This is a genomic window from Micromonospora sp. NBC_00860 (assembly GCF_045207375.1).
GTDB lineage: Bacteria > Actinomycetota > Actinomycetes > Mycobacteriales > Micromonosporaceae > Micromonospora > Micromonospora vinacea.
Genome location: NZ_CP108825.1, coordinates 3,184,504 through 3,207,414, shown reverse-complemented (window position 1 = coordinate 3,207,414; position 22,911 = coordinate 3,184,504). Strand labels below are relative to the sequence as shown.

Below are 22,911 nucleotides of genomic sequence, written 5' to 3'. Positions count from 1 at the left end.
CTCCGAGAAGGGTCGGGTGACTACGGGGTGTCGGCCCAGAGCCGAGGGGTCGGTCGGTTGGGCGGGGGCGGCACGGCGGCGGCGACGCTCAGCATCGCCGCCAGTGGGGCCGGATCACGGCGGGCCTCCGCGGTCGGTCGGTCGTAGACCACCCGGCCGTACTCCAGCACCGCCACCCGGTCGGCGACCTCGATGGCGTGCTGGAGTTGCTGCTCCACGAGCAGCACGGTCAGGCCGTCGGCGGCGAGACCGTTGACGAGTTCGCGGACCCGCGCCGCCAGGTCGGGCGAGAGGCCCTCACACGGTTCGTCGAGCAGCAGCACCCGGGGTTGGCCGAGCAGGGCACGGGCTATCGCCAGCATCTGCTGCTCCCCGCCGGAGAGTTCGCAGCCGCGGTGTCGCAGTCGCACCGCCAGCCTCGGCAGCAGTTCCAGGGTGCGGGCGACGGTCCAGCCCTCACCGCCGGAGGTGCGGGCCCGCCACGGCGCGGCGGCCAGGTGCAGGTGCTCGGCCACTGTCAGCCGGGAGAAGACCCGTCGGCCCTGCGGGACGAGACCGACGCCGGACTGGGCGATGCGATGCGGTTGCCGGCCGGCGACGTGCACGCCGCTGATCTCGATGCGACCGCTGGACGCCCGGACCAGCCCGGCGATGGTGTGCACGAGCGTGCTCTTGCCCGCACCGTTTCGGCCCACCACTGCCTGGATGCTGCCGGGACGTACCCGAAGGTTGACCTCGTGCAGGACGATTCCCCCGGCGTAGCCGGCGCAGAGACGATCCACTGTGAGCATCAGGCCACCCCGTCGGCGTAGGCCTGCCGCACCAGCGGCGAGGTTCGGATCTCGTCCGGTGTGCCGGCGGCCAGTGTCTGACCGTCGCGCAGCACCGTGACCGTGTCGGAGAGGGCGTACACCAGGTCCAGTCGATGTTCGACGAGCAACACGGCGACGGCCCGGGGCAGCGCCTGGAGCAGCTCGACCAGCCGGCCGACCTCGATGGCGGACAACCCGGCCGCCGGTTCGTCGAGGAGCAGCAGGCGGGGGCGACCGGCCAGGGCCATCGCGATCTCCAACTGGCGTCGTTGCCCGTGCGCAAGGTGTCCGGCGGGCACCGCCGCGACGGCGGTGAGCCCCATCTGGTCCAGCAGTGGACCGGCCAGGTGCTGCGCCGCGCGCCGGCGTCCGCCCGGCCACCACCGGCGGCGTGGGATGACCCGTGGCAGCGCGGCCACCACGACGTTCTCCGTCGCGGTGAGGGTCGGAAAGACCGCAGGTCGTTGGTGGATGCGGTTGATGCCCCGCCGCGCCCGGGCCGCCGGGGCGAGCCGACCGATGTCCCGTCCGTCGAACCGCACGGTGCCGCGCTGCGGTTTCGTGGACCCGCCGAGCACGTTGAGCAGTGTCGTCTTGCCGGCCCCGTTCGGGCCGATCAGCGCGTGCCGCTGACCGTCGTGGATGCACAGGTTCACGCCGTCGAGCGCGGCGAGCGAGCCGTACCGCACGCTGACCTCCTGGGCGTCGAGCAGACCGGTCATCGGCGCAGCTCCCCGACCGTGGCCTGCTCCTGGGTGGCGGGCGGGTCCGGCTGATGGTCCGGGGCACCCGACGGGCGCACCCTGCCCCGGGCCCGGTTGACTCCGGTGGGCAGCAGGTACACCGTCGCCACGAACAAAGCGCCCAGCACCAGTGGCGCGTGGCCGGGCAGCACCCCGAACAGCCAGTCGCGGACGGCGATGACCAGCGCCGCGCCGACCAGGGCACCGCCGACCGAAGCGGTGCCACCGATGACGACGCCGAGCAGCAGCAGCGCGGACGTGTCGAAGCCGAAATCGGCGGGGGAGATGTACTGCTGGGCGACGACCAGGAGCGAGCCGGCGGCACCGGCTATCGCTCCGGCGGCGATGTGCGCGCCGGACAGGTGCACCGCCACCCGGTGGCCACTGGCCCGCAGCCGCGTCTCGTCGTCGCGGCCGGCCCGCAGCACCAGCCCGGCCCGGGTACGCAGCAGCACCAGCACCGCGCCGACAAGCGTGGCCACGACGACCAGGGCGTACAGGTACCGGGCCTGGTCGCTGGCCAGCGCCGGGAGCCCCCAGAACGGGCGGACCGCGGGGATGCCCGCCAGGCCGTCAGTGCCACCGGTCACCGATCGCCACCGTCCGAGGACGACGACGACGAGTTCGCCGATGGCCAGGGTGATCATCAGGACGATCACCCCTCGGGCGTGCACGACGAGCGGTACGGTGAGCGCGGCCAGCAGTGCCCCGGCGGCCGCCGCGACGGCGAGCTGCACCACGCCGACGTCGGAGACCCGGCTGCCGATTACGGTGCAGGCGTAGGCGCCCGCCGCGTACGGTGCGGTCTGCCCGAGGGTGGGCATGCCGGCGACGCCGGTGAGCAGCGCCACGCTCACCCCGACCAGGGCCAGCGCCAGCGTCCGGGCGAGGATCGCCGTGGTGTAGTCGTCGACCACCCAGGGCGCCACGACCAGGCCGACCAGGACGAGCGCCGCGATGCCGCCTCGCACTCGCCGGATCACCTCGCCCCTCATGCCGCCCTCCACCTGCCGGCCAGGCCGCGGGCCCGCACGGCCAGCACGGCCGCCATGGCGGCGAACAGCAGAAACGGCGCGGCGGACGGCAGCAGCGCCACTCCCAGCGTCTGGATCTCGCCGATCGCGAGCGCGGCCAGCAGGGTGCCCGCCATCGACCCGAGACCACCGAGAACGACCACCACCAGGGAGAGCAGCAGCACCGTGTCGGCGGTGCCCGTGCCGGGGCCGATGATGGGCGCCCCCAGGACACCGGCCGCACCGGCCAGCGCGCCGGCGGCGGCGAGCACACCGGCCCGGATCCATGCCGGACTCACGCCCAGACAGGCGACCATCTCCGGGTCGTCGACGGCCGCCCGGACCAGCATCCCGGCCCTGGTGCGTCGCACCACCAGATAGAGGGCGGCGGCGAGCACCGCCGCGACGACGATGAACACCAACCGGTACGCGGCGTAGCGGTGACCGGCGACCATCACCGACCCCTCCAGGGCTGCTGGCACCTGGACCTGCGGGTTGTCTGGCCCGAAGCCGGCGACGAGCAGGCTGCCGCCGGCCAGTGCCACCCCGAACGTCAGCAGCGCCTGACTCAGGTGGTTGCCGGCGGCGACCGGTGTGAGTAGGCCGGCCAGGAGCACCCCGACCGCTGCGGCGGCCAGCACACCGACGGCGAGGGCCAACGCCAGGCTCGCCCAGCCGCCGTCGAGCAGCGCCGCCGCGGTGTACCCGCCGATCGCGTAGAGCAGGCCGTGCGCCAGGTTGAGGATGTTGGCGACGCCGAAACAGAAGACCAGGCCCGACGCGGCGACGAACACCAGCAGCCCGTAGGCGACTCCGTCCAACGCCGGGATCAGGTACGGGTCGATCCGGTTCATGCCGGCCGCCACCGCTGTCACCGGCCGACGGTCGCGAGGTCGCCCACGACGGTGTTGGACAGCGCCCGGCCGTCCTGGCGGACCTGCCGCAGGTACCACTTCTGCACCGGGGAGTGCGTGGCGGTGGAGAACTGCCAGGTGCCGCGCGGGCTGGCGATCTGGCCGAGTTGGCCGATGGCCGTGTTGATCGCCTCGGGGGTCGGGTTGCTTCCGGCGGCGCCGATCGCCCGGTCCAGCACTGCAGCCGCGTCGTACGAGGCGAGCGCGTAGGTCGTCGGCGAACCGTCGTGCTTCGCCTTCCACGCCGCCACGAAGGCGCGGTTCTCCGCGTTGTCGAGGTCGGACGAGTAGTTGAGCACCGAGTAGATGTCCCGCGCCGCCTCGCCCTGCGCGTTGAGCACGCCGCCCTCGGTGAGGAACCCGGCCGCGTACAGCGGGATGTCCTTGATCTCGGACTGCGCGTACTGCTTGACGAAGTCGACGGCGGCGCTGCCGGCGTAGAAGGTGTACACGGCCGCCGCGCCGGATGCCTTGATGCGGGCGAAGTACGGGAGGAAGTTTGTGGTGGCCGGGAACGGCGTGAAGGTCGTCTTGCCGTCGGCGTTCGCGAGCTTTCCGCCGATCTTCCCGAACGCGTCGGTGAAACCGCGCAGCTCGTCCCATCCGCCCTGGTAGTCCGGGCCGATCGCGTACACGGAGCCCTTCACGTTGTCGCGGACGTGCTGGGCGATCGCCGCCCCGGGCTCGTCGGAGAGGTACGAGGTGTGCCAGACCCGGGAGACGTCCTTGAGCTCCGGCCGGCCGTTGGAGCCGACCAGTGGCACCTTGGTCTCGTTGAGCACCGGGGTGACGCCGGCGACCGAGCCACCACCGACGATGCCGGTGAGCGCGGACACCCGGTCCTGCTTGAGCAGCTTGGTCGCCGCCGGGACAGCGGTCTGGGCGCCGTTGCCCTCGTCGGCGACGATCAGGTCGACCTGCCGGCCGCCCAACTTGCCGTCGTGGGTGTCCAGGTAGAGCTGGAAGCCGTCGCGGATCTCCGTACCGACCGCCTGGTACGTCCCGGACAGCGACGCCAGCAGGCCGATCTTTATCGAGCCGCCGGCGCTGGTGCCCGGAGCGTCGTCGCCGCAGGCCGTGCTGGTGGTCAGCACGGCCGCGAGCAGCGCGGCGGTGAGGGCACGGCTTCGCCAAGGCGTGGTGAGGGGCATGTCTGACTCCAGAGGAAGGGGAAGGGGTGTCCGGCGTGGGGGCGCCGGGGTGGTCAGCGGCTGCGGGCGAGCGCCGCTCGGGCAGCGGGGGTCAGCGCGTCCCCGATCCGGTTGGCCAGCTCGGTCATCTCGTAGGAGACCTTGCCCACGTCGCACTCGGGCGCGGCGAGCACCAGCAGCGAGGCGCCGTCGTTGAAGGCCATCGAGAACATGAAACCGCCCTCGAGCTGCGTGACGTTGGAGATCACCGCGCCGGCGTCGAAGAAGGCCGCCGCACCCCGCAGCAGGCTGACCAGCCCGCTACCCGTGGCGGCCAACTGGTCGGCCCGGTCCGGTGGCAGGTCGCGGGTGGCGGCCACCATCAGGCCGTCGCTGGAAATGGCGATGGCGTGGCTGACCTCGGTTGCGCGCGCGGCGAAGTTGTCCAGCAGCCAGCCGAGATCCTGTTGGTCGGTCACGTGCTCTCCTGTCGCGTCATTTGTTGCCGAGGTTGATCGGGGTGCGCCGTCGGTTCGCCACGCCCCGCGCGTACGCGGCCATCGCCGTCGCCACCTGCGCCGGGTCGCGGTACTCGGACCGTTGCTGCTGCTGGGGCACTGTCACACCGCCGGGCACGAGGTGCCGTTGCGGCTGCCGTTTGGGCAGGCCGGAGTTGGTGGTCGTGGTGACCTCGGGGGTGTGCGCCTGGGCGGCCGTACGCCAGGCGTCGTCGGCGGGGCTGGACCACTCCTGGCCGTTGTGGCCGTTCTGGCCGTTGTGGCTGTCGACGACGTCGCTCTGGAACCAGTGGTTGACCTGTTCGAAGATGAGGAGCTCCTCGGTGGGCGCGTCACCCCGGTCCGGGGGTGGGGGAGCCGGTCGGAAGACCGGTGCCGCCGGCAGGGTCCGTTCGGCCGCGGGGCGTCCGGCGGTGGGTTCGGGTCGCGGCTGGTACGGCGGCGGAGGGCTGCCCGTGCGCGCTGCCCGCCGCGACAGCCGGCCGGGTGCGAGCAGGTACTCCTCCGGTGGCAGGGACCGGATGATCGCCGCGGGTAGTGTCGCCTCGGCGAGGATGCCGCGTCGGGGGCCGCGTCGCAGTTGGACGGTGGCGCCCAGCCGGGCCGCGAGCTGGCCCACGACGACCAGCCCCATCGCCCGTACGGCGGCCACGTCGATGGCCGGTGGGTGGGCCAGCAGCTCGTTGAGTTGCTGCATCCGCTGCCCGGACAGCCCCACACCCTCGTCGCTGATCTGGACGATGACGCGGTCACCCAGGCTGCGGCCGCTCACCCAGGTCTCGCTGCCCGGCGGTGAGTACGTGGTGGCGTTGTCCATGAGTTCGGCGAGCAGGTGCACGACCTCGTCGACGGTCTTGGCGGCCACTGCGACATCCCCGTCGATCATGCCGAGCCGGACCCGCGCGTAGTGCTCGATCTGCGACAGCGCCGCCTGGAGCACCTGTTGCAGCGGAACGTCGCGCTGGCGTACGCGACCCACGCCGACGCCGCCGAGCACCAGCAGGCTGGCGTTGATCCGGCCCATCCGGGTCGCCAGGTTGTCCAGCGTGTACAGCTGGTCGAGCCGGTCGGGGTCGGTCTCGTCCCGCTCGACCAGGTCGACCTGGGCCAGGACGGCGTCGACCAGTCGCTGTTCGCGGCGGCTCAGGTGGATGAAGATGTCGGCGGTGTTGGCGCGCATGACGGCCTGTTCGGCGGCGGTCCGCACGGCGGCCTGGTGCACGGCGCTGAACGCCTGGCCCAGTTCGCCGATCTCGTCGTCGCTGGACGGTTCGAGGGCGGCACTGGACTGCTGCCGGGCCAGATTCTGGGGGTCGACGGTGGCGCTGCCGGGCTGTTGCAGCTGGGCCACCACGGCGGGGAGCTGCTCGAAGGCCACGGCGTTGGCCGCGTCCCGTAGCCGGCGCAGCCGCCGGGTGATCTGCCGCGCGACGGCCCAGGTCACCAACGCGGTCAGGATCAGGGCCAGGAGGACGGCGGCCGCCTCGGCCACGGCCCGGCGGCGCTGGTCGGCGTGCGCGGCCCGAACGTCGTCGCGGACCGCGCCGTCGACCCGGGCGCGCAGGTCGGCCAGGCGGGCGGCGCGCGTCTGGGTGGTGGACACCCAGGCGCCGGTCTCCAGCTGCAGCTGCGACCCCGGCTGGGCCCGGGACACCTCGTCCTGCATCCGTTGCAGGGTGAGCGCCTCCTTGCCGGTGCCGGCCTGCTCCCACCACACGCTCCACTCCGGTGGGGCCAGGGCCAGGAACGACAGGCTCGACTCGGTGTAGCTGGTGCGGGCCGCGGTGATGTCCTGCTGCATGGCCGGGGTCAGCTCGCCGCCCGCGACGGCGCGCAGTACGGCCACCTGCTGCTGACCGATGGCCTCGGCCGTCTTCGACAGCGCCGCCGAGGCCCGGATCCCGTCGGCGAGCTGGGCGTCCACCACGCCGTGCGAGACGGTCTCCCGAAAGTTGATGAGGTCGGCTATCGCGATGCGGTAGCTGAAGGTCATCGCCGACACCGACGCGTGCGTGGCGGTGCGCACCTGGGTGCGCAGCGGGGCGAGGCCGTCCAGCGCCGCGTCGATGCGCCGCAGCAGAGCCACGTTGTTGTCGTTGTCGGCGGGCAGCCGGTCACGCTGCCCGCGGTAGCGGGCGACGGCGTCATCGGTGGCGGCCATCTCCGCGCTGAAGGCGTCCTGCTGCTCCGGGCGGGCATAGGTGAGCAGGTCGGCGGCGGCGATGCGTTCTCGTTGCAGCCGGTAGGCCAGGTCGCCGGCTTCGGCACCGACCTGCGCCAGGATCCGCAGGTCGCTGGCACGGGCCGTCTGGCGTGCGCTCTCGGTCAGCGCGAGACCGGCGAAGCCGATCACGGCGACGAGCGGGGCCGCGACGATGAGGCGCATCCGGCCGGCGATCTTCCAACCGCGTCGGCGGGTCGGGTAGGGTCTGGCCGCGTGGGACCGGGTGCTCGACGCCAAGATTGACTCCCACGACTCGTCGATGACGGTCTATACGCACGTTGCCGAATGCAAGTCCCATTCGGCCGGAAGCGGCGCTCGTAGACCAGACCTGGCCGTGGTACAAACTGCCCGTACCAGCATCTGTACCCAACGTCAGCGACCGGTGACGCCCCGAGGTCGTACCGGATTCGTCGCGTCAGCGCTGGTGGTCGACGGGCCCGGCCGGCGGGTGCCGCCGCTCCGCGTCATCCGGTTCGGGCTGGCCGTTGAGCACCTGGCCGATCAGTTCCCGCAGCTCGTCGATCGCGTCCACCACAGCACCCGGGTCGCGCGCGTCACGCTGACCCCGCTGACGCGGCACCCGCCGATCTGGTCGAGCCGGTTCCGGCGCGCGGGGACCGCGGCGACCGTCGGCCGCCAACTGCTCGGCCGCGACCTGCGGCCACAGCGCGGCCAGCCGACCGCCGGTGCCGAGTACGTCGTCGCAGCGCAGCGCGAACTCGTGACTGCCGAACCGGCGACCCGATTCGACCGCCGCAACCGTCTCCCGGCTGAACCGCACCAGATCCGCCAGGGCTCGTTGGGTGAGGCCCCGTTGGACGCGGCAGTTGCGCAACTCCCATCGGAACCGCTGACTGGCCGCAGAGTGAGCCGAGCTCGACGGGGACGTGTGCTCCATGCGCTCACCTTCGTGGAACGGACATTCAGCGGCGGACACCAGATCGAGATTGGCCGATGAGCTGAACATTCACAGAGGGCAATTCTTAACCCAGGACCCGATGGGTGTGAAGACGTTCACCGGCATGGATCGTCGGGAAAAGCGGGAAAGGTACTGCCCCAGCCCCGGTGCCGGCGCCCCGGTGCGCCGGTTGGAGGAGGCCATGCCGCCCCACCCCGTCAGCAGGTCAGCACCGCTGGCGCTCGCGCGCTCTCAGACGGCGTGCACTTCGGCCGTCGCCCCGTCCCGTGCCGCGGGCATGTCTGCGGGCGTCGGGACGTCGACTATCGCGAGCAGTGTGCGGTGGGCACGAAACGCGAGATTGGGTTTGTACGAACGATGCTGCTCGGGTGACAGCCGTAGCCCGGGAATGGCTTCGGCGAGCCGGCAGAGAGCGATTCCGGCCTCAAGTCGCGCCAATCCCGCACCGATACAGAAATGTGGACCGTGGCCGAACGACACATGGTTGCCCACATCGGCCCGGTGGGGGTCGAACCGGTCCGGGTCGTGGAACGCCGCGGGGTCCCGGTTCGCCGCTCCGATCAACAGCAGGCAACGGGCCCCGGCGGGGATCGTCACCGTCCCCACTGTGACATCTCGGGTGGTCACCCGGAGCCAGCCGTCGATGGCGGGCGCGAACCGGAGCGTCTCGCTCACGAAGGCGGGGACGAGCCCCGGGTCCGCGGCGATCGCCGACCAGCGCTCGGGAGCGGACAAGGCCTGGTCGAGGGCGTGCGCGAGCAACCCAGCGGTGGTCTCGTGGCCCGCGACCAGGAGATTGAAGGCGAGGCTCGCCACCTCGGGCACCGTCAGCACTGTGTCGTCGTCGTCCCGGTAGGTCAGGGCGCGGCTGATGAAGTCGTCGCCCCGATGTCCACTGTCCACCCGCTGGCGGACCAGGTCTTCGCAGTAGTGCCAGAACTCCAGCAGGCCCTGCGCCAGGCGTACCTGCTCGGCCGGGTCCGGCTGCCCCCAGATGAGGGCGATCTGGCCGTCCGCCCAGCTCCGGATCCGGCCGATGTCGGCGTCGGGCACCCCGAGGATGTCCAGGACCACGAGCAGGGGAAGTTCGGTGGCGAACTCCGGGATCAGGTCGACCTGGTCGCCCTGGCGGGCGGCGAGGCGGGACACCAGCTGGTCGACCCGGCGCCGGATGATCGCCCCGTACTCAGCCTCGACCCGCTCGGCGGTGTTTGCGAAGGTCGCCCGTAGGGCCCGGCGGGTGCGCGGGTGCGTCGGCGGGTCCGCGGCGGCCGTCGTGGGCGGCGCGTCGATCTGCATGATCACGTTCAGCGCCGCTGGACACACCTCGTAGACCGGGGCGAGGGTGAGGGCGTTGGCGAATGTCGTGGCGTCGGCGAGGGCCCGCCGGACGTGTGCGTGCCGGCTGACCAACCACAGGCCCAGATCCTCGGCGTAGTGCACCCCGTCGGGATCGTCGAGAATGCGCCGCCACATGCTTGCCGGATCGGTGAGATAGACACCGGCGAACGGATTGAACCGCATGGAAAGCCTCCTGATGCACGCGGCGCGAAACCGGCAGCGCCCCCATTTGGCGATCCACTCCAGCCGGGCCGGTAATGGCGCGCATCTGCCTCTGGCTCTTTACGGTGCGCTGGCCGGCCGCACAAGTCAAGATTGGTGCTCGTCTATTTATTGGTCGACTTAATTGCGTGTTGCAACAGCTGAGCGAACCTGGCCAGATGCAAGTTGCGGCGCGGTCCTTGCCGTGCAGTCGACCCAACTGGAGCGTGCAATCAGCTCGCCGATTTCCCTCATGACCGGGGAAACGACCCCCGAGACGACGGGTGACGCCGGAGTCCGGCCACCGACCGCGGCGCGGCTCACGGCGTGGCTGCTGGACCTGTTGCGCAAGGCGTCGGCGCAGGCGAAAGGCCGGCCCCGCCGGGAGGGGCCGGCCCCGCGACCACGTCCACCCAACGCGCGAGGGCTCAGGCTGAGGCCGGAACCCCCGCGCGGCGTCGTGCGTGCTGAACCGGGTCAGCGCGCAGCGGTCAGGGCGCCCACGGTGTGGCGATGCCCCAGGTGCTGTCGGCGGTCCACGACGTCGGAGTGTTGTACGCGTCGCCGCCGGTGCCGTTGCTGAGCCAGACCTCCGCGTTGTAGTGCCGCAGGTACTTACCCCGGAAGTTGTACGACTCCAGCGACACGCCGGTGCCGGTCAGCCCGGTACGGGCGCACCAGGTGGCATCGGCGCGCAGTAGCGCGGAGCCGTCGTCGGGCGAGTTGCGGACCCGGGAGTTCTGGTGGCGCAGGTACTGCCCGGGAAAGTTGACCGACTCGAACGAGTGGCAACCGGTACCGGCCAGACCGGGCCGGATGGTGTACGTGGCGTCGGCCTTGAGCAGGCTGGAGCTCGCGGCGTCGACCACCTCCGTGTAGGCCAGGCCGTCCTGGTGGCGTAGGTAGCGGTTGGTGAAGCCGGGCGTGGTCACCTGCAACGACCGGCGGGTGTTGACCGGCAGGGCGACGGGCGTCGAACTGCCGATGGTCTTCGAGGCGTTGATAAGGGCGGTGTTGGCGGCGCGCACCCGCGCCTGGTCCATCTTGATCACCTGCCGGTCGTAGGTGAGGAAACCGTTCAGCTCACCCTCCAGGTCGGTGATCTCGGTGTAGATCGAGGCGCTGAGCCCTTTGCCGAGCATCAGGTTCTGGGTGCCCTGCACCAGCCCCACGTACCGGTCGGTGAGGGCGTTCGAACTGGTCTGCCACTCGTACGCGAAGAAGCTGCCGTTCGGGCTGTATTCGTGGCCCGGCGTGTGCAGGCCCAGGCCGCCGAACTCACCGAGAACCGCGATCCGGCTGCTCGACGGTACGGGGGAGTCCGGTCCGAGGTAGACGTGCCAGTCGTCGATGTCGCCGTTGCCGGGGTTGCCGAGGGACTGGCAGCAGTTGTGACCGCTGTGCGGGTTGACCAGACGGGTCGGGTCCTGGTTCTTGATGTTCTGCGCGACCCGCCGGGTGTCGGCCAGGGACCGCTCGCCCCAGCCCTCGTTGTAGGGCGTGTACGCGATCACGGCCGGTGAGCTGCGGTGCTCGTCGACGATCTCGCGCGCCTCCGCCTCGAACTGCGCCTGCTGGGCGTCGGTGGGGTCGACGTCCTGCGCGGTCAGCGACGGGATGTCCTGCCAGACCAGCAGGCCGAGCCGGTCGGCGTGGTAGAACCAGCGCTGCGGCTCGACCTTGATGTGCTTGCGCACCATGTTGAAGCCCAGGTCCTTGTGCTTCTGCAGGTCGAAGGCGAGGGCGGCGTCGGTCGGCGCGGTGTAGAGCCCGTCCGGCCAGAAGCCCTGGTCGAGGGTGCCGACCTGGAACACGAACTGGCCGTTGAGCTTGGGGCGCAGCACCCCGTTGACCAGGCCGGTGGTGATCTCCCGCATGCCGAAGTAGTGCGTGGTCCGGTCCACTGTGGCACCGGTGGCGCCGCGCAGCGAGACCCGGAGGTTGTAGAGGAACGGGTCGTCGGGTGACCAGCGGCGGGCGTTGGGCACCGGCACGCTGAAGTCGGTGAAGCCGCCGGTGGCCGATCCGACCACTGTGGCGCCGTTCAGCGCCTCGGCGAGCACGCTGTGCCCGCTCACGTCGCCTCGGGTGAAGACCCGGACCCGCACTGTGTTGTTGCTCAGGTTCGGGTAGACGTCCACGCTGCTGATCGAGGCGGCGGGCACCGGCTCCAACCACACCGTCTGCCAGATGCCGGAGCTGGGGGTGTAGAAGATCCCGCTGGGCGTCTTGGTCTGTTTGCCGATGGCGGGCAGGCTGCCGTTCTGCCGGGTGTCCGTGGGATCCCAGACCTTGACGACGATCTCGTTCGTCCCGGTGGTGAGCTGGGGGGTCACGTCGAAGGTGAAGGCGTCGTAGCCGCCGGTGTGCGCGCCGACCCGCGCACCGTTGACCCAGACGGTGCTCTGCCAGTCGACGGCGCCGAAGTGCAGCAGGGTCCGCCGACCCGACCAGTTCGCCGGGATGGTGACGGTGCGTCGGTAGAAGAGGTAGTTGCGGTTGTCGTTGGCGGCCCGTTGGATGCCGGACAGGGCGCTCTCCACCGGGAAGGGCACGTTGACCCGCTCGGGCAGGTTGGTGCCGAACTGTGGGGCGTCGTCGGTCGTCGACTGGCGTAGCTGCCACTCGCCGTTGAGGTTGAGCCAGTCCGACCGCGTCATCTGGGGCCGCGGGTACTCGGGCAGTGGTGTGCCGGTCAGGGCCTGGCTGGTCCAGGGAGTGGTCAGTGGCGGTGTCTTGGCCGGCGCGGCGTACGCGGCGGGCGCGGCGAGCACGCCGGCGACCAGGGCGATGGCGAGCAGCAGTGGCAGGGCGGGGCGGATGGGGACGTGACGTGTCATGCCGTCTCCGGGGGGACGAGTCGCCGCGGGCGGTGCAGCCAGGCCCGAAGCGCGTGGGTGGTGGGCATCGGGTGGTCATTGACGGGGGACGGGCGTCAGCGACGGATGTCGGTGGGATCTCCACAGGGCAACGGTGGCCGATATATTGACATCCATCGTCACCTGTTTAACGTTATAGAGCCGGGCCGGGTGTCCCGTCAATGCCTCTTCGTCAATGCCCGGTCGGCCGGCCCGCTCGAACTCGCGAAAGGTTGGGGATGGGCGTCAACCTGAAGGACATCGCCCAGCGCGCCGGCGTCTCGCTGGCCACGGTCTCGAACGTGGTGAACGGGTACCGGCCGGTGGGGGAGCGGACCCGACAACGGGTGCAGCAGGCGATCGACGAACTCGGCTACAGCCCGAATCTCGGCGCCCGGCACCTCCGCCGGGGCCGTACCGGCCTGATCGCCCTGGCCATCCCGGAACTGACCAACCCCTACTTCGCCGAACTCGCCGAGATCGCCATCTCCGAGGCCGCCGCGCTCGGCTACACGCTCGTCATGGAGAACACCGCCGCGCAGCGGGAGGCGGAGCTGGCGCTCCTCGACGGCTCCCGGCAGCGGATCATCGACGGCCTGATCCTCAGCCCGGTGCGCATCGGTCGGGAGGAGGTGCTGGCCCGGACCGCCGGCAGCCCGCTCGTGTTGATCGGCGAGGGGGTCTACGACGTTCCGCATGACCACATCGCCATCGACAACGTGGCCGCCAGCCACGCCGCTATCCGGCATCTCGTGGCGATCGGTCGTCGCCGGATAGCGTTCATCGGCGCCACCCCGGGCGGTGACCGGCAGTCGGCCCACCTGCGGGTCCGGGGTTACCGGGAGGCCCTGGCGGCCGCCGGCCTGCCGTACCGACCACGGTTGGTCGCCCGCACCGACGCGTTCGGTCGGCTCGACGGCATGCGGGCCATGCGTGACCTGCTCGCCCTCGGTGACCCGCCGGACGCGGTCTTCGGATACAACGACCTGGTCGCCATCGGCGCGCTGCGGGCGCTGGCCGAGGCCGGTCACCGGGTGCCCGAGGACGTCGCTGTGGTGGGGATCGACGACATCGAGGAGGGGCGGTTCACCGCCCCGACCCTCACCACGATCGCCCCTGACAAGCGGGAGATCGGCCGTCTCGCGGTGCGCCGCCTCGTCGCTCGCATCGAGGGCACGGAGGTCGCCGGGCCGCTCACCGTGCAGACACCGTTCCGGCTTCTGCGCCGGCAGAGCACCGGCACGCCAGCGGCCTGACCACCGGTCGCCCGCACACCGGGCGAGATCCATAACGCCGGTGGTACGACCCAGAGAGGATGACCCGCTAGATCCACGAATCTCAATATGATGACCGCTATCTCGACTGCGGTGCGCTCACGAGGCGTGCCACCCTGATGCGGAGGAATGCATGGTTCGCTGGCGTACCCTCACTGGCCTGCTGGCCACCGCGTTGACCGCGGTGACCGCGGCCAGCCTCACCCTCACCACGCCGGCCGCCGCGGCCGACAGCCCCGTGACGCCGAACGTCGTCGGCGGCACCCGCGCCGCTCAGGGCGAGTTCCCGTTCATGGTGCGTCTCTCGATGGGCTGCGGCGGGGCGCTGTACAGCCCCCGGCTGGTGCTCACCGCGGCGCACTGCGTGGGCTCGACCGGCACCAACACCAGCATCACCGCGACGCTCGGGACGGTCGACCTCCAGTCGTCCAGCCGGATCACCGTCCGGTCCAACTACGTCTACCGTGCTCCCGGCTACAACGGCGCCGGCCGGGACTGGGCGCTGATCCGGCTGGCCAGCCCCGTCACCGGGCTGAGCACGCTGCCGATCGCCAGCACGACCGCGTACGACAGCGGCACCTTCACCGTGGCCGGTTGGGGCGCCGCGCGCGAGGGCGGCGGCCAGCAGCGGTACCTGCTCAAGGCGAACGTGCCGTTCGTCAGCGACTCCACCTGCAACGCCAACTACGGCGGGGACCTCATCCCCGCCCAGGAGATCTGCGCCGGCTACGCCAGCGGCGGCACCGACACCTGCCAGGGTGACTCGGGTGGCCCGATGTTCCGCCGCGACGCCAGCAACGCCTGGATCCAGGTCGGCATCGTCAGCTGGGGCAACGGCTGCGCCCGGCCCAACTACCCGGGTGTCTACACCCAGGTGAGCTACTTCGCCTCGTCGATCGCCTCGGCCGCGGCGAGCCTCGGCGGCTGACCGTACGACAGCTCGGGCGGCCCGGACGACACGGTCCGGGCCGCCCGTCCGTGCCGTCCGCCGGGTGGGCGGCGGGTGGGCGGCGAGTGGGCCACCCGACAGAAACGGCGGGCCGTCCCGGCGGCGCCGGCCGCAGCGGCGATGATGGTCCGGTGAAGATCCTGTCCATCCAGTCGTCGGTCGCCTACGGTCACGTCGGCAACTCGGCGGCGGCCTTTCCGCTGCAACGCCTCGGGCACGAGGTCTGGCCGGTCCTGACTGTGCACTTCTCCAACCACACCGGGTACGGCGCGTGGCGGGGCCCGCTACTCCCGGCGGCGGACGTGGCGGAGGTGATCGCGGGCATCGAGGACCGCGGTGTCCTCGGCACCGCCGACGCGGTGCTCTCCGGCTACCAGGGCGACCCGGCCATGGGCGCGGTGATCCTGGACGCGGTGGCAACGGTGAAGGCGACCAACCCGGCCGCGGTGTACTGCTGCGACCCGGTGATGGGCGACGCCGGTCGGGGCATGTTCGTCCGGCCGGGAATTCCGGAGTACCTGCGGGACACCGTGGTGCCCCGCGCGGACATCATCACGCCGAACCACTTCGAGCTGGACTTCCTCGCCGGCCGTACGACGAACTCGCTGGCCGAGGTGCTCGACGCGGTCGACGTGGTGCGCGCGACAGGGCCACGGCACGTCCTGGTGACCAGCGTGCTCCACGGCGACCTGCCGCCGGACTCGCTGGAGGTGGTGGCGGTCTCCGACGAGGGCGCCTGGGCGGTGACCACGCCGCTGCTGCCGATCAACCCGAACGGTGGGGGCGACGTCACCGCCGCGCTGTACCTGGCGCACCTGTGGACGACCGGCTCACCCGCGACCGCGCTGGAACGCACCATCGCCTCGGTCTACGCCGTGCTCGAGGCCACTCTCGCGGCGGGCACCCGGGAGATCCAGCTGATCGCGGCGCAGGACGTCATCGCCGACCCGCCGACTCGTTTCACCGCCCGCCGCCTGCGCTGACGGCGGGCCGCGGACCGCGGAACGGCCGCGGACCGCGGAACGGCCGCGGACCGCGGAACGGCCGCGGACCGCGGAACGGCCGCGGACCGCGGAACGGCCGCGGACCGCGGAGCGGCGGTGGTCAGCGGCCCTCGGGAACGGCCATCTCGCCGAGCAGCGACCAGTCCTCCTGCGGCACTGTGGCGTTCACGATTCGCGGCGTCTCGGCCAGGTGTGGCGGCAGGGTCTCCTGGGCCGTGCGGAAGTGGTCGGACTGGACGTGGGCCGCGCCCGCCTGGTCGTCGCGGAACGCCTCGACCAGCACGTACTCGGTCGGATCGTCAAGGCTGCGGGACCAGTCGAACCACAGGCAGCCCGGCTCCGCCCGGGTCGCCTCGGTGAACTCGGCGGCGATCTGCGGCCACCGGTCGGCGTGCTCGGCCCGGACCCGGAACTTCGCGGTAATGAAGATCATGGCACCAGGCTACCCAGCCGGGCGGGCGCGGGCGACGACCTCCTCGGGCGTCAATGGCGCCTTCGGGTGGTGCGTCAGGCACAGCGGGGTGCGGACCTTCACGAACGAGAACCCCTCCCCGGCGGCGTAGAACTCACCGCTGTTGAGCAGGCCGATGTCCGGTAGCCGGCCGCCCTTGGCCTCGGCGAGTTGCCGGGCCGCGTCGATCTGCGCCGGCGCGTTGAGCAGCCCGAAGAACTGCGTCGTCGCGTTGCCGGAGATCTGGTTGTGCAGCCCCTTGGGCGCCTGGGTGGCGAAGACCAGGCCGAGCCCGTACTTGCGGGCCTGCGAGGCCAGCGCGATCGAGCTGGCGGTGCAGGCCGTGGTGCCGGTCGAGGGCGCGAGCGTCTGCGCCTCGTCCATCACGAACAGCCCGCCCAGCGGTCGGTCACCGGCGGGGTGCCGCTTGATCCACGCGAAGAGCGCCATCTGCAACTGGTTGACGAAGCTCTGCCGCTCCTGGTCGGAGGTGAGGCCGACGAAGCTGATCACCGACACCCGGGCCCGCCGCCCCGCCGACGGCGTCAGCAGCAGCCCCGGGTCGGCCGGCGCGCCGACCCCGCCGAAGAGCGGGTCGGTCACCATCGCCGCCTTGAGCGCCTCGGCCAACTCCTCGGCGAGCTTCCCGGCGCGGGCCAGCCGACTGACCCCCTCGGGCAGGTCGGTGAGGAACTCGGTGAAGCCGGGCAGGCCCACCATCCCGCTTCGCGCGTACGCCTGGAGGGCCTCGGTGAGGACGGCCTTGCCCTGCTGGGCGAGCCTGCTCGACCGGTCGACACCGGCCCGGGGCGCGAGCGCCTCCACGGCGGAGCGGACGGCCTGGTCGAACTCGTCGGGCCAGTCCCGCAGGGAGGTGAAGTCGGGTAGCGGCTGGAAGCTCAGCGGCCGACCGGCGGTGACCCGGGGCGTCCACACCACCACCTCGGTGTGGTCGAGATAGTCGGCGGCGCGTTCGGCGTCGCCGGGACCCCAGCCGCTCGGCGGCTCGGGCCACGCGTCGCCGAGCCGGGCGAGGTCGTTGTTGGGATCGAGCACGATCGCCGAGACCCCCTCGCGGGCGCACTCCTCGACCAGCCGGCGGATGAGCACTGTCTTGCCCGAGCCGGACCCGGCGAACACCACGGCGTGGCGGCGCAGCGACTCCAGGGGAACCGTGAACGGGTGACCGCCGTCGACGGTCCGCCCCAGCCCGACGACCCGACCGCCCGCGGCGACCACGAGGTCGGCGGGGTCGGCGGGTATGGCGGCCGTACCGGTCGACGCGCCAGCTGGGACGTCGACGGCCGGCGCGGTTGCCGGGTCGGACTCGGGGCCGCCCGACGGTGGCTCGTCGTCGTCGTCGGGCGTCGGTGGCGGGGCGTCGCCGCGCGTGCCGTCAGGCCCGGGCAGGACCGCGCGGAACAGCTCGGTTCCACTGGCCGGGCGGCGGGCCACCAGCCACTCCTGCAACGCCGTGGACGGCTCGGCCGCCATCACCCCCAGCGCCGCGAAGACCCGCAGGTCCGCCTCCGACACGGCGCACCGCAGGCCGCCGGCAGCGTCGAAGCCGGTCAACACCTCGGTCGTACGCTTCCCGGTCGGCCACGGACCGTTGCGCAGCAGGATCAGCCGCCGTTGCGGCAGGTCCCGGTCCAACCCGGCGAGGGTGCACGCGGCCTTGACCCGGGCGGTGACGGCGACGGCATTCGGGTGCGCGATAGCCCGGAAACACCAGTGCGCCTCGTTCTCGGTGGCCTCGTCGAGCACCTCGATCAGCCGCCCGTGCAGCGCGGGCTTGCGCCCGGGCGGCGGATCGTACTTGTAGGTGGCGCCGGTCGGCGCCTGCTCGGCTATCCACGCGGCCAGGCCGGCGGCGAGCAGCCGCGGCATGTGCTCGTCCTCGCCCGCCGGGTCGACGGCGGCCGACACGTCCGCGGCCTCGACCAGGTCGGCGAAGCGCGCGTCCAACTCGTGCAGGCGGCGCTCGTCCGTCGCCGGGTCGGCGCCACGGACGGTGCCCACCGTCGGTGTCGACTCGGCGCCGTCGATGAGCCGGTCGAGTTCGACCACCTCATCGCGATCACGGCACCAGGCGATGTGGCGGTCCACCCGGCGGAGCAGGGCGCGTGGCGTCAGGGTGGGCGCGTCGGTGAAGGCGGCGGGGGCGATCGGCCAGGTGGGGTGCGGTGGCCCGAAGAACATTCCCGCGAACGCGGCGGAGAGGCGCTTCGCCACGATCGCCTGCCCGATCTCCGGGGTGGGGATCCGGTCCGGCAGGGTCGACGTACGGAAGCGGTCGGCGACCGGGGTGGGCGCCGCGCGGGTCATCAGCACCCAGGTGTCCGGCAGGCACGAGACGACGACAAGCGTGCGGCGGGTGATGTCGCGGAGCTTGAGCAGGCCGTCGGCGATCGGGCCGAGCACCTTTGCCTGGGCGTCCTCCAGCCCCTGATGTTGGTTGAGCAGTGAGGTGCTGGTCTGGGCGAACAGCGTGTCGAGCTGGTCCACGGCGATGACGGTGGGGTCCAGGGCCAGCGCCATCAACCGGGAGGTGTCCTGCACGACCTGCTGCGGGGTGCGGATCGCGGCGCTCAACCCCCACGCCGCCCGCGCGGCCGGGTCACCCGGTTCGGAGATCAGGTGGGCGTAGCCGACGTCCTGTGCCTCGAAGTCGACGGCGCCGTGCAGGACGAGCGCCCGAGCGGTGTCCTGGGCGTCCCGCCCGACCTCCCGATCGCGCTCGCGCAGCGCCCAGATGAAGGTGTCGAGCTGCGCGCGGGTCACCGGTCGGGCGCCGGCGACCGCGTCGCGGACCTCCAGCGGCAGGCCGAGCTGGGTGGTGAGTCGACGCAAAAAGGTCTTCAGCTGGGTGCCCCAGCCGACGTGCGGGCGGCCCATTCCCTCCACCAGGGCCAGGGCGACGCTCTCCCAGAACGTCTTGCCACTGACCATGTCGACCAGGAAGAAATAGCCGCCGTCGCGCTGGATCTGTTCGCGGACCGCCCCGAGCAGGTGCGTCTTGCCGGCGCCCGCGCGGCCCTGCATGGCCACGCCGAGGGGCATGCTCGTGTCGTCGGTGCGGGCCCGCGCCACCCCGCGCAGGATTTCCGCGGCCACCTTCTCGTGCAGCTCCGGCACGTTGTGTGGGCTGGGTCGCCAGACGTCGTCCGGGGTGACCGCCGGGTTGAGACTGACCGCTTCCAGCGCGGTCCGCTGGTCGTCCGAGATCATGCCGGGCCGATCGCCAGGGCGTGGTTGTCCTCGTTCCCGATGCGGACGGCCGCGGCCCGGTCCCGTGCGGTCAGCGACTTGGTGTTGGCCACCGGGATGATGCGGACGTCCTCCCGACCGACCATCGCCCGCAACGCCGCGTCGAGTGCGGCCCGGTCGGTGTCGGCGAGCCGGTCCCGGACGTCGGCGAGGCCGACCCAGGCCCCCGGCGCGGTGGCCAGCTCCCGGTACGCCGAACGAACCAGCGCCTCCACCTCCGCCGCGGACACGGGTGCCGCCGCTGCGGGTGCTGCCGCCGGGGGTGCCGGTGCCTCGCGCCGAGGCTCGCCGTCCGTCGGGGCCGTCGCCTCGGTCTGCTTGAAGAAGTCGCCGTGGCTGACCCGGAGCCGGTCCAGCGAACGGTGCAGGTTGGACAACACGACGAACAGCGACCGGGTCGTCGAGCCGCCCTGCCTCGGCGGCGCGGCAGTGTGCAGCCGACGTGCCACCCGCCAGCCCTCGTCGGTCAGCTCGTGGGCGAACGGCCGGTGCGTCCGATCGGTGTCGACCAGGCCCAGGTCGACGAGCTTCGTGTTGTCCTTGCCGGTCAGCGTGAAGCCAGCCAGCTCCTTCAGCTCGACGTTGGTGAGTCGGCGCGCCTCGACCATCAGCACCACGAGGGCGTTGATCTGGTTCGGCGTCAGGTGCGGGACGTCCGCCGGGCTCGTCATGATGTCTCATCTCCGTGGGGGTACGTGCCGCCCGCGCGTCGCCGGGCCAGCAGCCGACGGATCCCGTCGACCACCGCCGGCACGTCGGTGAGCACCTGCTCGTTGGTGAAGCGGAGCACGTCCAGCCCGAGGAGTTGCAGCTGCACGTCTCTCCGCCGATCGTTGGCGAAAGCGATTCGCCCACGATGCTCCGGGCCGTCCACCTCGACCGCAAGACCCTCCGTGGGCCAAAACAGATCCAGTCGGTACGCGGCGCCCAGGACGTGCCACTCGTAGGTCTGGTTCCACCGCCGGCCGCGCGCCCAGTCGTGCGGCGCGAGCGCGCGTTCCAACGCCTGCTCGGCGGCGCTGTCACCGCGGGGCACGCCCGCGATCGGCGGCCAGGCCAGCACCGTCGCGCCCGGCTCGGCGGCGGTGGTCGGAATCCGTTCGATCGTGCTGGCCAGCCCGGCGAATCGGGCCGGCAGCCGCACCGGCACCGAGCGCACCCGGTCGGCGTGGCGCAGCGGCCCGCCGGCCAACCACACAGTGAAGCCGCCGTGCCGCACGAGCCACTCGGCGGCGGCCACCAGCGTCCGCTCGGCGTCGGCGTCCAGGTCGGGCACTGCCACGACGAGTACGCAACTCTCCCGCTCGTACGCCTCGGCGATCACCCGGGCGAGCCCGGCGGCGCGTACCCCCGGGGCGAAGCGGGACCGGCCGGCGGGGCGGAGCGGGCCGCGCAGCCCACGCTCGGCGAGGTCGGCCAGGAACGGGCCGAAGTGCCGGGAGCGGGCGGCGGTACGGGCTGCGAGGGCCCGCACCGCCGCCATGCCGAGCGTGCCCTCGCTGTCGAAACGATCGGCCCCGGTCAGCCAGCGGGGGAACATCGCGAGGGCCGCGGTGTCCAGTTGGTCGAGCAGTGTGTCCACGAGGTCGCCGAGAGGACCTGTCACAGTGGGCCGGTAGTGCACGATCGCGGGCGCTGCCGGTGGCAACGGGTCGAGGGCCACCCGCAGCAGCTCCGGGTCGACACCCGGCAGGTGACTCACCCGTCGCCTCGGCGGGGCGGCCCACCAGGCCCCGTTGGCGTCGCCGTTGGCCTGGACGGGGTGCGCCATGGCGGCACCCTACGACACGGGCGGGCGCGACCGGGGACCCCTCCGTTATGAGGTGGTGCGGTCGCCGCCGCTCAGCGCAGCCGGCGGATGTCGCCGTACGCGCGGTAGTAACCACCGCGGCTGGACTCGCGCACCTCGGTCACCAGGTAACGGGCGCCCGGCTCGCGAATGCCCTTGGGGAACTGCACCGACCAGTCGCGCCGGTAACCGTCGGAGAGCACCTGAACCCGCAACCGCCCCCGATCGTCCAGGCACTGCACGACAATGCCCGCGCCCGATTCGCTGGTCACCTCGACGATCGTCGGTTGCACCGGCTGGGGCGCCTGGCGGGGAGCCTTGATGTCGCGTACCTGGGGAACGTCGCCGGCCTGCGCCGCGCGGATCGCCGGCTCGCTGGCGTCGATGCAGGCCAGGTGGCCGCCGGTGGTGACGACGTAGAGCCGGTCGTCGTGGTACTGCATGGAGTACGCCGAGCCGCAGCCGGTGCCGAGCTTCCACAGCCGGGTGCCCGCCGCGTCGAAGCAGTAGATCGAGGACTGGCTGTCACCGGCGAAGACGTACTCGCCGCCCTCGGCGGTGGCGCAGGAGAAGACGGGGGCGTCGCACAGATAGGTGCGTTCGTGGCGACCCGCCTTGGACAGCCGCACCACCTCGCGGCTGCTGGTGCCGGCGAACACGCTGCCGTGCTCCTGCCAGCCGAAGAGCACCGAACCGGTAGTGGTGTGCCACAGTTCGCTGCCGGTCCGCCACTCGTAGCTGGTCACGCCCTGCGAGTGGCCGTGGTAGATGGCGTCGTCGTCGCACCGCACCATCCAGGCCGAACGCCCCCGCCCGGGGCGACGCCACAAGAACTCGTCCTCGTGGTCGACGGCGGTGATCCCGCCGTCGGCGTCGGAGACGCCGAGGACGCCGTCGTGAATGTCCAGCCAGTAGATGTCGATCTCCGGGGCGATCGCGTACGCCACGCGGGGCACCTTGCCGGACAGGTCGTAGACGTTGCCGTCGTCGCAGCCGGCGTAGATCCAGGCGTCGTCGGCGACGATGCACTTGACCCCGTCGGGAAGGCGGACCTGGCTGCGCACCTGGGCGTCGTGGTCGAGCGTGGTGATGACTCCGTGCTCGTTGCCGACCATGCAGTGCCGCCCGTCGACGAAGATGCCGAAGGCGGGAGCGCCGGAGTCGTAGCGCCAGAGCACCGGGGCGGTGTGGGCGGTGGAGCGGGTGCTCACGATCTGCCGCCGCGACACTGTGCGCTTCTGGCGGACGCCGGGGACCGCCGGCGCGTAGCCCTTGCGGACCTTCTCTCCGATCTTCTTCGCCGCGGCGGCCCGGGCCCGGGCGTTGTCCGGATAGGCACTCGCCTTGACCTGACCCTGGTCGCCGATCCGGCCGTAGCGCACCGTCAGCGTGGCGTTGTCGACGATGACCTCGTAGAACTTGTGCGCACCGTCCACTTCGGACAGTTCGAGGTAGGTCGTCTCCTGGGACATGGGGGGCCTCCGAGGGTCAGCGAGCGGCG

The 22,911-nt window shown here is 71.9% G+C and carries 18 protein-coding genes; 3 read left to right on the top strand and 15 right to left on the bottom strand.

What is annotated here, in order from left to right; translation table 11 throughout:
* Window positions 1–20: 20 nt before the first annotated feature.
* From OH804_RS14795 to OH804_RS14750, 10 genes are all read right to left on the bottom strand, one after another.
* Window positions 21–791, bottom strand: coding sequence for an ABC transporter ATP-binding protein (locus tag OH804_RS14795; RefSeq protein WP_406065788.1), 771 nt, complete (start codon window positions 789–791; stop codon window positions 21–23).
* Window positions 791–1,534 (bottom strand): ABC transporter ATP-binding protein, encoded by a 744-nt coding sequence (locus OH804_RS14790; protein WP_406065786.1) that lies wholly within the window; start codon window positions 1,532–1,534, stop codon window positions 791–793. The genes OH804_RS14795 and OH804_RS14790 overlap by 1 nt, the downstream gene beginning before the upstream one ends.
* The gene (locus tag OH804_RS14785) at window positions 1,531–2,550 is read right to left on the bottom strand and encodes a branched-chain amino acid ABC transporter permease (protein WP_406065784.1); all 1,020 of its coding nucleotides are present in this window, start codon (window positions 2,548–2,550) and stop codon (window positions 1,531–1,533) included. The genes OH804_RS14790 and OH804_RS14785 overlap by 4 nt, the downstream gene beginning before the upstream one ends.
* Window positions 2,547–3,443 (bottom strand): ABC transporter permease subunit, encoded by an 897-nt coding sequence (locus OH804_RS14780; RefSeq protein ID WP_406065782.1) that lies wholly within the window; start codon window positions 3,441–3,443, stop codon window positions 2,547–2,549. The genes OH804_RS14785 and OH804_RS14780 overlap by 4 nt, the downstream gene beginning before the upstream one ends.
* Window positions 3,440–4,633 (bottom strand): ABC transporter substrate-binding protein, encoded by a 1,194-nt coding sequence (locus OH804_RS14775; protein ID WP_196922570.1) that lies wholly within the window; start codon window positions 4,631–4,633, stop codon window positions 3,440–3,442. The genes OH804_RS14780 and OH804_RS14775 overlap by 4 nt, the downstream gene beginning before the upstream one ends.
* 53 nt (window positions 4,634–4,686) lie before the next feature.
* Window positions 4,687–5,091 carry a roadblock/LC7 domain-containing protein gene (locus tag OH804_RS14770; RefSeq protein ID WP_030490280.1) on the bottom strand — a complete coding sequence of 135 codons (405 nt, stop codon included), beginning with the start codon at window positions 5,089–5,091 and terminating at the stop codon, window positions 4,687–4,689.
* Between the two features lie 16 nt (window positions 5,092–5,107).
* Entirely contained in the window at window positions 5,108–7,591 is a 2,484-nt protein-coding gene (locus tag OH804_RS14765) for a nitrate- and nitrite sensing domain-containing protein (RefSeq protein WP_406065779.1), read from the bottom strand.
* Between the two features lie 178 nt (window positions 7,592–7,769).
* Window positions 7,770–8,252: a helix-turn-helix transcriptional regulator gene (locus OH804_RS14760; protein WP_406065777.1), complete on the bottom strand. Its 483-nt coding sequence runs from the start codon at window positions 8,250–8,252 to the stop codon at window positions 7,770–7,772.
* 252 nt (window positions 8,253–8,504) lie between these two features.
* Entirely contained in the window at window positions 8,505–9,797 is a 1,293-nt protein-coding gene (locus OH804_RS14755; protein ID WP_406065775.1) for a cytochrome P450, read from the bottom strand.
* A 509-nt stretch (window positions 9,798–10,306) separates the two neighbouring features.
* Window positions 10,307–12,655, bottom strand: coding sequence for an AbfB domain-containing protein (locus tag OH804_RS14750; protein ID WP_406065773.1), 2,349 nt, complete (start codon window positions 12,653–12,655; stop codon window positions 10,307–10,309).
* Between the two features lie 257 nt (window positions 12,656–12,912).
* Between OH804_RS14750 and OH804_RS14745 the strand changes: the two genes are divergently transcribed.
* The 3 genes from OH804_RS14745 (at window position 12,913) to pdxY (ending at window position 15,879) form a co-directional block, all read left to right on the top strand.
* Window positions 12,913–13,929 (top strand): LacI family DNA-binding transcriptional regulator, encoded by a 1,017-nt coding sequence (locus OH804_RS14745; protein WP_406065771.1) that lies wholly within the window; start codon window positions 12,913–12,915, stop codon window positions 13,927–13,929.
* A 151-nt stretch (window positions 13,930–14,080) separates the two neighbouring features.
* On the top strand, window positions 14,081–14,875 hold the full coding sequence (locus OH804_RS14740; RefSeq protein WP_196922576.1) for a trypsin-like serine protease: 795 nt from the start codon (window positions 14,081–14,083) through the stop codon (window positions 14,873–14,875).
* 152 nt (window positions 14,876–15,027) lie between these two features.
* A complete protein-coding gene (gene pdxY, locus OH804_RS14735; RefSeq protein WP_406065768.1) occupies window positions 15,028–15,879 on the top strand; it encodes a pyridoxal kinase PdxY in 852 nt (283 codons plus the stop codon).
* A gap of 121 nt (window positions 15,880–16,000) precedes the next feature.
* Here pdxY and OH804_RS14730 read toward each other — a convergent pair whose 3' ends face one another.
* The 5 genes from OH804_RS14730 to OH804_RS14710 all read right to left on the bottom strand — a co-directional run bounded on the left by OH804_RS14730 (window position 16,001) and on the right by OH804_RS14710 (window position 22,882).
* Entirely contained in the window at window positions 16,001–16,333 is a 333-nt protein-coding gene (locus OH804_RS14730; RefSeq protein ID WP_406065766.1) for a putative quinol monooxygenase, read from the bottom strand.
* A gap of 9 nt (window positions 16,334–16,342) precedes the next feature.
* A complete protein-coding gene (locus tag OH804_RS14725) occupies window positions 16,343–19,582 on the bottom strand; it encodes an ATP-binding protein (RefSeq protein WP_406065764.1) in 3,240 nt (1,079 codons plus the stop codon).
* Complete coding sequence (locus tag OH804_RS14720; RefSeq protein ID WP_406065762.1) at window positions 19,579–20,292, bottom strand: hypothetical protein; 714 nt, start codon at window positions 20,290–20,292, stop codon at window positions 19,579–19,581. The genes OH804_RS14725 and OH804_RS14720 overlap by 4 nt, the downstream gene beginning before the upstream one ends.
* A complete protein-coding gene (locus OH804_RS14715) occupies window positions 20,289–21,392 on the bottom strand; it encodes an endonuclease domain-containing protein (protein WP_406065760.1) in 1,104 nt (367 codons plus the stop codon). The genes OH804_RS14720 and OH804_RS14715 overlap by 4 nt, the downstream gene beginning before the upstream one ends.
* A gap of 71 nt (window positions 21,393–21,463) precedes the next feature.
* Window positions 21,464–22,882 (bottom strand): WGR domain-containing protein, encoded by a 1,419-nt coding sequence (locus OH804_RS14710; RefSeq protein ID WP_406065758.1) that lies wholly within the window; start codon window positions 22,880–22,882, stop codon window positions 21,464–21,466.
* Between the last annotated feature and the right edge of the window lie 29 nt (window positions 22,883–22,911).

What these genes read in the sequence shown, in the direction of transcription:
- OH804_RS14795 (WP_406065788.1), bottom strand. Translation starts at nt 791, where the DNA reads ATGCTCACAGTGGATCGTCTCTGCGCCGGCTACGCCGGGGGAATCGTC.
- OH804_RS14790 (WP_406065786.1), bottom strand. Translation starts at nt 1,534, where the DNA reads ATGACCGGTCTGCTCGACGCCCAGGAGGTCAGCGTGCGGTACGGCTCG.
- OH804_RS14785 (WP_406065784.1), bottom strand. Translation starts at nt 2,550, where the DNA reads ATGAGGGGCGAGGTGATCCGGCGAGTGCGAGGCGGCATCGCGGCGCTC.
- OH804_RS14775 (WP_196922570.1), bottom strand. Translation starts at nt 4,633, where the DNA reads ATGCCCCTCACCACGCCTTGGCGAAGCCGTGCCCTCACCGCCGCGCTG.
- OH804_RS14760 (WP_406065777.1), bottom strand. Translation starts at nt 8,252, where the DNA reads ATGGAGCACACGTCCCCGTCGAGCTCGGCTCACTCTGCGGCCAGTCAG.
- OH804_RS14755 (WP_406065775.1), bottom strand. Translation starts at nt 9,797, where the DNA reads ATGCGGTTCAATCCGTTCGCCGGTGTCTATCTCACCGATCCGGCAAGC.
- OH804_RS14750 (WP_406065773.1), bottom strand. Translation starts at nt 12,655, where the DNA reads ATGACACGTCACGTCCCCATCCGCCCCGCCCTGCCACTGCTGCTCGCC.
- OH804_RS14745 (WP_406065771.1), top strand. Translation starts at nt 12,913, where the DNA reads ATGGGCGTCAACCTGAAGGACATCGCCCAGCGCGCCGGCGTCTCGCTG.
- OH804_RS14740 (WP_196922576.1), top strand. Translation starts at nt 14,081, where the DNA reads ATGGTTCGCTGGCGTACCCTCACTGGCCTGCTGGCCACCGCGTTGACC.
- OH804_RS14730 (WP_406065766.1), bottom strand. Translation starts at nt 16,333, where the DNA reads ATGATCTTCATTACCGCGAAGTTCCGGGTCCGGGCCGAGCACGCCGAC.
- OH804_RS14725 (WP_406065764.1), bottom strand. Translation starts at nt 19,582, where the DNA reads ATGATCTCGGACGACCAGCGGACCGCGCTGGAAGCGGTCAGTCTCAAC.
- OH804_RS14720 (WP_406065762.1), bottom strand. Translation starts at nt 20,292, where the DNA reads ATGACGAGCCCGGCGGACGTCCCGCACCTGACGCCGAACCAGATCAAC.
- OH804_RS14715 (WP_406065760.1), bottom strand. Translation starts at nt 21,392, where the DNA reads ATGGCGCACCCCGTCCAGGCCAACGGCGACGCCAACGGGGCCTGGTGG.
- OH804_RS14710 (WP_406065758.1), bottom strand. Translation starts at nt 22,882, where the DNA reads ATGTCCCAGGAGACGACCTACCTCGAACTGTCCGAAGTGGACGGTGCG.